This window comes from Sphingomonas sp., from assembly GCF_048595155.1.
Lineage (GTDB): Bacteria > Pseudomonadota > Alphaproteobacteria > Sphingomonadales > Sphingomonadaceae > Sphingomonas_I.
Genome location: NZ_JBMDXN010000091.1, coordinates 47,900 through 57,588, shown reverse-complemented (window position 1 = coordinate 57,588; position 9,689 = coordinate 47,900). Strand labels below are relative to the sequence as shown.

At 63.1% G+C, this 9,689-nt stretch carries 6 protein-coding genes; 2 read left to right on the top strand and 4 right to left on the bottom strand.

The genetic code is table 11. The annotated features are described in order from the left end of the window. The 3 genes from ACOJSI_RS14295 to ACOJSI_RS14285 all read right to left on the bottom strand — a co-directional run. The coding region (locus ACOJSI_RS14295; protein WP_420138967.1) for a TolC family protein at window positions 1-1,045 on the bottom strand (1,045 nt) is incomplete at its 3' end. Between the two features lie 140 nt (window positions 1,046-1,185). Beyond that, window positions 1,186-2,499 (bottom strand): glycosyltransferase family 4 protein, encoded by a 1,314-nt coding sequence (locus tag ACOJSI_RS14290; RefSeq protein ID WP_420138966.1) that lies wholly within the window; start codon window positions 2,497-2,499, stop codon window positions 1,186-1,188. Continuing rightward, window positions 2,496-3,629, bottom strand: a complete 1,134-nt coding sequence (locus tag ACOJSI_RS14285; protein WP_420138965.1) for a glycosyltransferase family 4 protein — start codon at window positions 3,627-3,629, stop codon at window positions 2,496-2,498. The genes ACOJSI_RS14290 and ACOJSI_RS14285 overlap by 4 nt, the downstream gene beginning before the upstream one ends. A 153-nt stretch (window positions 3,630-3,782) precedes the next feature. On the opposite strand from ACOJSI_RS14285, the gene ACOJSI_RS14280 reads away from it, so the two are divergent. Both ACOJSI_RS14280 and ACOJSI_RS14275 read left to right on the top strand, forming a co-directional pair. After that, the gene (locus ACOJSI_RS14280; RefSeq protein ID WP_420138964.1) at window positions 3,783-4,445 is read left to right on the top strand and encodes an ABC transporter ATP-binding protein; all 663 of its coding nucleotides are present in this window, start codon (window positions 3,783-3,785) and stop codon (window positions 4,443-4,445) included. Between the two features lie 111 nt (window positions 4,446-4,556). Then, entirely contained in the window at window positions 4,557-5,708 is a 1,152-nt protein-coding gene (locus tag ACOJSI_RS14275) for a polysaccharide biosynthesis/export family protein (protein ID WP_420138963.1), read from the top strand. A gap of 44 nt (window positions 5,709-5,752) precedes the next feature. Here the strand turns inward: ACOJSI_RS14275 and ACOJSI_RS14270 are convergent, their stop codons facing one another. Next, on the bottom strand, window positions 5,753-9,667 hold the full coding sequence (locus tag ACOJSI_RS14270) for a rhamnan synthesis F family protein (protein WP_420138962.1): 3,915 nt from the start codon (window positions 9,665-9,667) through the stop codon (window positions 5,753-5,755). Window positions 9,668-9,689 lie beyond the last annotated feature (22 nt).

The following is a 9,689-nucleotide window of genomic DNA, read 5'->3' as shown; positions in this document are numbered from 1 at the left end:
ACGAGGATAGGTCGACCCAAGCGCTCGTGACACTCTGCATGGCGGTACGACGCGCAAGATCAATTCCGGCCTGATCGGCGCGATTGCGAGCATCGGCTTGACGTATGCGGGAACGGATGATCCCGCCCGAGAAGATCGGCTGACTGAGCGTGAAGGCGGCGGTTGCCTGTGTGCGGCTGCCATTGTTGCCGAAACGCAGGAGCTGATTGCTATAAACGCCTTGCGCGCTCACCGACAGCGTCGGTCCGCCTTGCCCCCGCGTCGAGGCGGCCGTGGCGCTGGATTGCTGCTCGACATACCGCGAAATGGCGAGCGAGGGATTGTTCTTTTCGGCAAGATCGAACGCTGCGTCGATCGTCGGCGGCAATGCCCCGAGCATCGGCAAGGGTTCCAGCGCGCCTGGATTATGGCCAACGATCTCCACATATTGCCCGCGGGAGACCGCCAGGTCTGCCTCGAGTGCAGCCAGTTGCCACTGAGCCGCGGCCAGCCTTGCGTCCGATTGTGCGACGTCGGTCAGGGTGACGTCGCCAACCTCCTGCCGCTTGCGGTTCTGGCGGAGCTGCCCTTCCAGCACCGCGACGTTCTCGCGGCCGATCTCGACCCGTGCCTGATCGCGTAAAACGGCCGCATAAACGACGATGACGTCCTGTACGATCTGCTGTTCGGTGAGCCTTACCTGTTCCTGCCCACCGAGGACTGACGCCCTGGCCGCTTCGACCTGTCCGCGAATTCTGCCTGACGTGTAGAGCGGCTGGCTGATGGTAACGCTGCTCTCTTGGCTGTCGCCCTTTTCAATCTGCCGTCCGATGACCGTATCCCGATCATCGCGCGTATACCCGCCAGTCGTCGTGGCGCTTACCGTCGGCCCATATTGCCCGCGCGCCTGAACATAGCCCTCGTCACGCGCCTTCTGCAGATAGCGCTGCTGGACCATCTGCGGGTTGCGGTCATAGGCTGCCGCTACGGCATCGGCGAGGGTTTCGGCCCATGCCGCTGCGGGCACGCATAAGGCGAGTGCCGCACAGGCCAGATGTCGGGTCAATCCGGCGGGAGCGAACGCGTAATAATTTTTAGAAGACACTATGATGTTCCGATGCCCCCGTGGCCCCAGGGGGCGGCGCTTCTTATACGCGCTTGCAACAGAGTCAATTGCGGCTGAGATAGCGCTGCTGATAGGGCCGATCAGGAACTAACGCGATCGTACATTTCCTGTAATCTCGCTTGATAGGCAGGAATGGCAAATCGCGATGCAGCTTCCACACCAGATGCCGCTAGTCGCGCGCGCAGCGCCGCATCATGATCGAGTGTCCTGATACCTTCTGCGATTGCACTGACATCATAGGGGTCAACGAGCAGTGCCGCGGCACCCGCAATCTCGGCCAAAGCGCCAAGATTGGAGGTGAGCACAGGCGTGCCGAGTTGCATGGCTTCCAGGACAGGCAGGCCAAAGCCTTCGTAGATGGAAGGGAACAACACCGCGCGGGCGCCGCGGATCAGGCGGGTCAGTAACGCACGCGGCAGATGCTCCAAGCGGCGGACGCGCTCCGCCATGCGTCGGCCGTGCACCGTATCCGCCTCATCCTCCGGGACAAGCAGCTTCAACTCCTCCTCGCTGCGCCAGCCGCGGCTTCCCGTCATGACGAGTGGGGCGGCGCTTCCCGTCGAGAGATACGCCTCGAGCAAGCGACCTATATTCTTCTTAGGTTCAATTGCACCGAAGTGCAGGAAGTAGCCACGGTGCGGAAGCCCGAAGACATTCTCGACAATCGCGGCATCCTCATCGGCATTGTTCGCGCCGATCTGGAGCGGCGATGCCTGATAGGTGTTCGTGATGCGGTCGGGGGGCAGCTGGAATTCGGCGATGATGTCGGCACGACTTGCCTCCGACACGGTGCAGATATGCTGGCCGTTCGCGATGCACCCGGCAAGCAGGGCGCGATAGGATTGTTTGGCATCCAGCGTCGTATAAGGCAGCCGCAACGGCACCAAATCGTGGAAAGTGTAGATGTTGGCCGACCCCTCGATCGTGATCGGCAGCGGGTAGGTCCAGTGCATCAACTGGGGCGGGCTGGGCACCCGAAGCCGCAGAAATCGACCATATATGCGGAAATGGCGGTGGGCGACTTCGAAGAGATCGGGCGAGGTAACGAGTCGGTCAAATGTCGGTAGGCGTTCGGCCAGGGACGCGGTCTCGACGCGGCCGGCCTGCGGCACATCGGCGGTGCCGCGCACGTGGAACGGCCGCAACGCTGCGCGCAAGATGCGGCGGCTGCGCTTGCGGCGGAGTTGGCGGGTAGGGGGAACCTGCCCGAGCCGTTCATAGAACATGATCTCGTGCATGTCCGGATCGGCACCGGCGTCAACGCCGAAGACGCCTGTGACATCGTGGCCCGCCGCCCGTAACGTGTTGGCCAGCATGAAGCCGTAGGTCGCTACTCCCGTGCCGTTCGGCAATGCCAGGTTATAGCCATCGATGCCGATCGTCTGCTTGGTCATGATCGCTCCGCCATCACGATCGCGTAAGCCTGCGTCAATCGTTCGGCAAAACGTTGAGGGGTGAAGCGCTGTGCATTGTCCCGCCCGGCGCCGGACAAGTCGCGGTGCAATGCATCGTCCGTGGCGATCTGTCGTACCGCGGCGGCAATGGCCGTGACATCAGTCGGATCGACGAGCAGCGCTGCTTGCCCCGCCGTCTCCGCGAGGGCGCCCGTGCTGGATGTGATGACGGGTGTTCCCATCGTCATCGCTTCCGCCACAGGCATCCCGAATCCCTCCGCCAGCGACGGCATGAGCAGGGCCCAGGCATGGCGAATGAGAGCAAGCATCGCCGCGCGATCGAGATAGGGCAGGCGTATCACGCCTGGGGTTGAGGCGATGGCGGCTGCGAACCGATCCGCCTCCCACCCGTCTGGTCCGGCGATCACGATTGGCATCGTGACCCCGCTCAAGCGGTATGCGTCGAGGATCGCCCCGATATTCTTGCGCGGCTCGATCGTTCCGCATACCAGCAGATAGCGGTCCGCTCCGACCTGCGGGGGCAGATCGGCTCTTGCCGCCGCGACCTGGTCAACGGCCAATCCGCAATCCAACACGAAGGAAGGGGCGCAGCCGAGCGTCTCCACAATCTCGTCGCGGGCGGCTTGCGACACAGCGACGAAGCGGCTGGCGCTGCCCTGCAATTGCCCGAGCAATCTGCGGTAGCGGTTCCCATCAATGTTCGTCAGCGCCGGGTGCAACAGCGGGATGACGTCATGGACAGTGTAGACGTTGCGCCAACCGACCGCTTTCAACGGCACCGGGTAAGTCCAATGCATGATTCCCGGCGGTCCCGGCAGCTGGACCGGCAGCACGCGCCGATGCGCGTCGAAATAGATTTGGGCGAGACGGAAGACGTCTGGCGCGTAGAAGCGAGTCTCGCCTTCCTGGTCCGTCAGCGTCTGGGCGTGCCGTGTTCCCGGCCAGAGTGCGCGCAGCCAGCGGCCCGGACGGCCGAGCGGGGCAGGGGCTAGGCCGTCCAACGCGCGACGATCAGCCAGGAGCGCGCTGGAGCGATCGATCGTCGATTGGGCGCGGCGCAACTGGCGCGCGTAGCTGCTGACACCGGTGCCGCCCTGTGTCGTCAGCATACGGGCGTCCATGCACAGCTGCGGCGCATACCCGAAAGATGCCGAACTTTGCGGATCGATTGGCATCGGCTACAATGCGCTATTGCGGTGTTCAGCCGTCATCAATGGACAGGCCGCCATCGGCACGCCGATGCCCCAAGGATCGCGCTTCGCATGATCGAATTCCAGAATGTCAGCAAAAATTATCATATCCGCAAGTTCGAGAAGCATGTCTTTACCGATCTGAACTTCCAGATCGAGCGCGGCGAGAGCATTGGTATCTGCGGCGCGAACGGCGCAGGCAAATCCACTTTGATGCGGCTGATCGCCGGTGTCGAGATGCCGAGCGGCGGCCGTGTCGTGCGGGAGATGTCGACGTCTTGGCCAATCGGCTATGCCAACTGCTTCCAGTCCAGTTTGACGGGTGCGGACAATGCCCGCTTCATCGCCCGTATCTATAATATGGACGAAGCCGAATTGCTCGACTTCGTTCAGGATTTCGCGCAGCTCGGCCCCTATTTCCATCAGCCGGTGCACACCTATTCGGCCGGTATGAATGCGCGTCTCGCCTTTGGCATCAGCCTTGCCATCGATTTTGAATGCTATTTGGTGGACGAGGTGACCGGTGCCGGCGATGAGCGATTCCGTGCCCGTTGCGAAGAGGCGCTGCTGCATCGGCGTGACAACGCCTCGTTGGTGATGATCAGCCACGATCCGGGCACGCTGCGTCAATATTGTAAGCGCGGCGCGGTCGTATATGGCGGCACACTCGTGTTCTTCGACACGATCGACGAGGCCAGCGAGGTGCATCATCGGCTGCAAATGCGGGCTGCATGATCCGCAAGATTGCAGGGACATCCCCAGTTGACTAGGCACTCTCCCCTGACGACCCGCCTCTCCTGGCGCGCCCCTTTATCCATTGCGAAGAGACCCAATTTGCGCATCTCCGTGCTTCCTGCCCCCTCGTTCAGCCATCGCAGTCGGGCACTCGCCGCCTTATCGAGCCTGTCGCTTCTCGCCGGCTGTGCTTCGCTGCCGTCCAGCGGCCCGACTGCGGCGGAAATTCAACGTGGAACGCGCGATCAGAACGAAATTGGCTTCCGGATCGTCGATATCGATGGACCGCTCGTCAACGCAATCGGCGCACGAGACGCGGCGGCGGACGCCGCCCAGCCGACCCTGTCCAGCCTTGCCCGCGCCGGCCGGAACGACGTGGTAGGGCCGGGGGATACGCTCAGCATCGGTATTTACGAAGTCGGCGTGTCGCTGTTCGGCTCATCCGGCGGCTCCGGTGGCGTGATGGATCCATCCGCACGCGCCCAGACGTTCCCGGAAGTGGTGGTTGATCGCAATGGCGCCATCAAGCTTCCTTATGTCGGTCGCCTGGAAGTGGCTGGTCATACCACGTCGGATATCCAGGGGATGATCGAACATGGGCTGCGCGGCAAATCGCAGAGCCCGCAGGCGCTGGTGAGCATCAAGACGAACATCGCTAGCACGGTCTATGTCGCCGGCGACGTCCGGTCGCCTGGGCGCTTCACCCTTACGTTGCAGCGGGAGCGATTGCTGGACGCGATCGCGATGGCCGGTGGCGCCAGCAATTCCGCCGAGGACACGATCGTGCGTTTCAATCGGGCGGATCGCTGGCTGGAAGAGCGGCTGGGCCGTATCCGGGCCGGCGCCGCTGACGATCTGGTGCTGACGCCAGGCGACCGGGTCGAGCTGATCAAGCGCCCGCGCAGCTTCATCGCCCTCGGCGCGACCGGCAAGGTTTCGCAAATCCCGTTCGAGACGGGTGATGTGTCTCTGGCCGAAGCCGTGGCGCGGTCCGGCGGACCGGCCGATTCGGTCGCGGATCCGTCCGCCGTATTCCTGTTCCGCTACGATCCGGCCAAGCCCGGCGATCAGGAAAAGCCGGTCATCTACCGGCTGAACATGCTGCAGCCGGCGAGCTATTTCCTGTCGCAGCGATTCGCGGTTCGCGACAAGGACGTGATCTACATCGCCAATGCGGGCGCCAATCGCCCGGCCAAGATGGTGTCGATCATCAACCAGCTGTTCTCGCCGTTCGTGGCGGCACGCGCGATCACGCGTCCATAGTCCGAGGAGGTGCCGGACATTTCTGCCGGCACCTTCCCCGAAGCTTAGAGATACCAGGCCCCCGGTTCGGGCTGCGGCGTGACGTCCAGCCTGTCACGACGCAAACGAGGATGCCAGGAGGGGTCCGTGTCCAGCCACGGTTTCCAGCGCGACCGGAATAGTGCGACATCCGCACCGGGTGGCAGCCGGTCGCCGCGCGATGCCTTTTCGACATGGATCATCTCGGCCGCGGGCGTGTAGACGATCCGATAGCCCAAGGCACGCAGCCGCAGGCACAGATCGGTGTCGTTGAATTCAAGGCTGAACCGCTCCTCAAATCCTTCGACCTGTTCGAGTAGCGATCGGCGCGTCGCGAAGATGGCACCAGTGACCATCGACCACTCGCGCTGCGTCTGCGCCCAGCCTTGATATGTGCCGCCGTGTCGGCGCCGGAAGATCCAGGCGTGCGCCGCACCGTCGCCATGCGGGCCCATGCCGGCATGTTGAAGCGAGCCATCCTCGAACAATAAACGTGCGCCGACCCCGCCGACGCCTTCATCGACGGCGAAGCTTTGTAGCGCCCGTAGCCAGCCAGGCTCCAGCAGACGGATATCGTCGTTCATGAAAACGATCTGTTCCGTGGTCGCTGCGCGCCAGAGGCGATTCATCTTCGCCGCATAGTTAAAAGGCTCGTCATCCCCGCGGGGTGTCGCGATGCGATGCAGGGCGAACGGCCAATTGGCCAGCGCCCAAGCGGGTTCATCGGCGATATCGTCGCCGACGATGACGGTCAGCCGGTCCATGGGCCAATCGGTGGCCGTCAGTCCCTCCAGCAGGCGCTCGACATAGCTTCCGGAGCCGTCCGGCAAGGGGGTGCGGCGGGTAGGAATAACGAGCGTGACCGGCGGTTCCTCAACAAAACGCCGCTGCGTCGTAAAACTGTGCGGAGCGGGGCCGGGCGCCACATCGAAGTCCCGCAGGGACGGTTGCTGCGCCAGCATCGTGCGGTAATCTGCTTCACGCGCGTGCACACGACCCTTGCGATATCCCAACAGGACGTGCGGGATGCGGCCGATCGACATGCCGGCCGCATGCGCCCGGAAGAGAAGATCGGCCATCACGGCCGAACCGGTGTCGCGGCGCAGCCCGAGTGCGGCGAGAGCGGAACCGCGAACGATGATCGGCGCGCCGACATAATCCTGCGCCGCCAGCAAAGTGACATCGAATTCCGGCTTCAGCCGCAGCTGATCGATGACCTCATCAGCCTCGGCAGCGACATCGTCGCCGTACAAGATGGCGACGTCTGGCCTATCCCGCGCCTGATCCTCGACCCGTTGGACGAAGTCTGGCGCCGCGACCGCGTCGCGTGGCGCAAACGCAATCCAATGGTCTCGATCGGTTGGAAGGTCGTCCGGCATCGTGGAAAGCGCGCCATGTTCGTCAAGCGGCACGGCGCGAATGAACATGCCGAAGTCGGCCTCGCCGAAGGGAGTACCGCGATCCAGATGCAGCGTCAGCGGTTCGATTCGTGGGGAGGGGCCTGGGCCCGTCATCGTCTGTCGAAGGCTCGCATCGATCAGCGCCCCGACTCGATCGAACGACAATTGCTCCGCTATTCGCGCGCGCGCTGCCTCCGCGATATCGTGATGCCCCGCATCCAGATCCGCCGCCGCTTTGGTCAGCGCAGCGGCCAAGGCCGGTTCGTCGATGCGCGCCCAAGTGCCGCCTTTGGCATAGTGGCCGAAATCTTCGCTGAGCGTCCATTCCCGCGCCTTGACGGGATAGCCGCTGTTCGCGTCGAGATAGTCGGTGCTGCCGCCGAAATCGGTGGCGACGACCGGTTTACCGGCGGCCATGGCCTCGGCGATGGTCAGCCCGAAACCTTCCGAGCAATGTGGTGATGCGTAGATGTCGGCACTCTCGCGCAGCCGCTGCAATTCGTCTGCAGGGAGCGAGCGGTCAATCAGCACCACACCCGGGGTTGCGGCCGCCAGCTCTGCCAATTGGGCGCCTTCCTGAGGCCGGTCCATCAGGTGCTTCGTTTTCAGGACCAACGCCCAGCCTTTATGAGCGAGCCCCGACGCGGAGAAGGCGCGGATGAGCGCGGCCGGATTTTTGCGGACGAGGTAGCTCGATCCATCGAATACGAACAGAATGAGGCGGGCCTCATCATCAAGTCCCAACTGCCGGAGCGCCGCACTCCGATCCGGTGCGGCTGCGGGGATGACCGGAACAGGATGTGGAATCACGTCGACTGCCGCCTCGTCCTGCGCAGCGAACAGGTCCGCACAATAGTGGCTGGGGGCCCAAATCCGGTCCACGGAAGAGAAATCGTGCCGCCATGCCGGCGGAATATGGCCCATCTCCCACACCCAATACCCGATGCGTTTATGGGCTTGGCCGACGGCATGCCGCTGCTCATCCGTCAGCAGGAACCAGCTATCCGGGTTGAGGTGGACGATCGCAATGTCAGCCGGTCCGCCGAATTCCGTGATGTCCACGGGCGGGGCCAATGGCTTATGGATGTGGAACGGTTTCTTGATGGGGTGCAAGTTGAGGCGGATGTCACAGCGTCGTAAGGCGCCGATCAGCGCACGCGAGGCTGCGCCAAGGCCATTGTCATAATTCCACGGACCGTAGAAGGCCACCCTCAGGGCGCGCCCTTCACCGGTGTCAAACGGAATTGGGTGCGCATAAAGCTGCGCGTCGCCATCGCAGGGCGTATGTTCTTCCGATGCCCGCGCGGCGGCGTCGATCAGGGCCACGTCAAAGCCCGCACGGCGCAGCGCCTCCTGCCAGCCCTCGACATTCACCTCCGAAAACGCACCGCGCAGCGGCAGCAGCTTCATGAACGGGAAGCCGTCCGCGATCAGTTCACGCCAGGCATAAAGGGTCGGATTGAGCGCGAGTGGGCTGGGAAACAACAATTCCAGTCGATGCCCGCTACGCTCCATCTCTTCGGTAAAGCGCAGCTCATAGGATTGGATCACATGATCCTTGTCATCCAGGATGCGGACTTCCTCGAAGAAACGATGGAGCCGGTAGGAGGATAAAAGCCGCGGCTTGAGCGCCAGGAAATAAGATTGGAAATGCCAGCGATATTCGTGGCTTTCCGTCAGGCCGATCAAATCTGCGCCACTCGCCCGGATGCGCGCGATCAACTCGGTCAGGCTGGAGCCTTTGGCGGGACCGGCAACGCTGTCATTGAGCAGATATACGGTGGCTGCGCCGTATATTTCCGGATGCAGATACAAAGCGTGCGCCCATGCCGCAAAATCATAGCCGGCATTCTCGCGCACAATCGCGCCGGCCACAGTTTCCAGTAACTCGGGGCGCAGATTGAGCTGCCGATCGGTCACCGCCAGCAACAGTACCGCTATGCCCTGTTCCGCCAGGGCGCGGATGTAAGGCAGAACATGTGGCTTGACGGCGCCAGTGGCCGAATGCGTCACGAATAGAGCAACTTCGCCGCCCGCGGGCATGACGAACGGCTTGACGGTCTCGTATCGGGCTTCCCAGGAGCGGGGTGGCATGATCGGCGGCATAGTCGGGGCGTGCTCCACGACGTGACTCACTGGCTCTTCCGCTATCGGCTCCTCAACCGCGGCAGGCAAATCGAGATCGATCAGCCGTGCCAGTTCCTCACGCGCGCTCGCGTTGCCGTCGATAGAGAGACTGTCGGCGTAGAGCTGCTTCGCGCGATCGCGATCTCCCGCTAGCTTACGGGAATGGCCCCAGCAGAGCAGGAGATCGGCATTGTCGCTCTGGAGCGCGGCCGCGCGGCCATAGCTCTCATCGGCGCGTTCGAAATCCGAGATCTGGGTGAGCATATGCCCCAGCTGCACCCAAATCGCGAAATCGCCCGGCGTTGCCTCCAGATGCTCCCGATAATGCGCGGCGGCCTCCGCCCAACGTCCCGCATCGCGCGCCTGATTGCCGCGCCGTCGCGCGCTCACCGGACGAAAGAAGCCCGCTTTCAAACTTTTAACTCCTAAGGGTGCG

What these genes read in the sequence shown, in the direction of transcription:
- ACOJSI_RS14290 (WP_420138966.1), bottom strand. Translation starts at nt 2,499, where the DNA reads ATGACCAAGCAGACGATCGGCATCGATGGCTATAACCTGGCATTGCCG.
- ACOJSI_RS14285 (WP_420138965.1), bottom strand. Translation starts at nt 3,629, where the DNA reads ATGCTGACGACACAGGGCGGCACCGGTGTCAGCAGCTACGCGCGCCAG.
- ACOJSI_RS14280 (WP_420138964.1), top strand. Translation starts at nt 3,783, where the DNA reads ATGATCGAATTCCAGAATGTCAGCAAAAATTATCATATCCGCAAGTTC.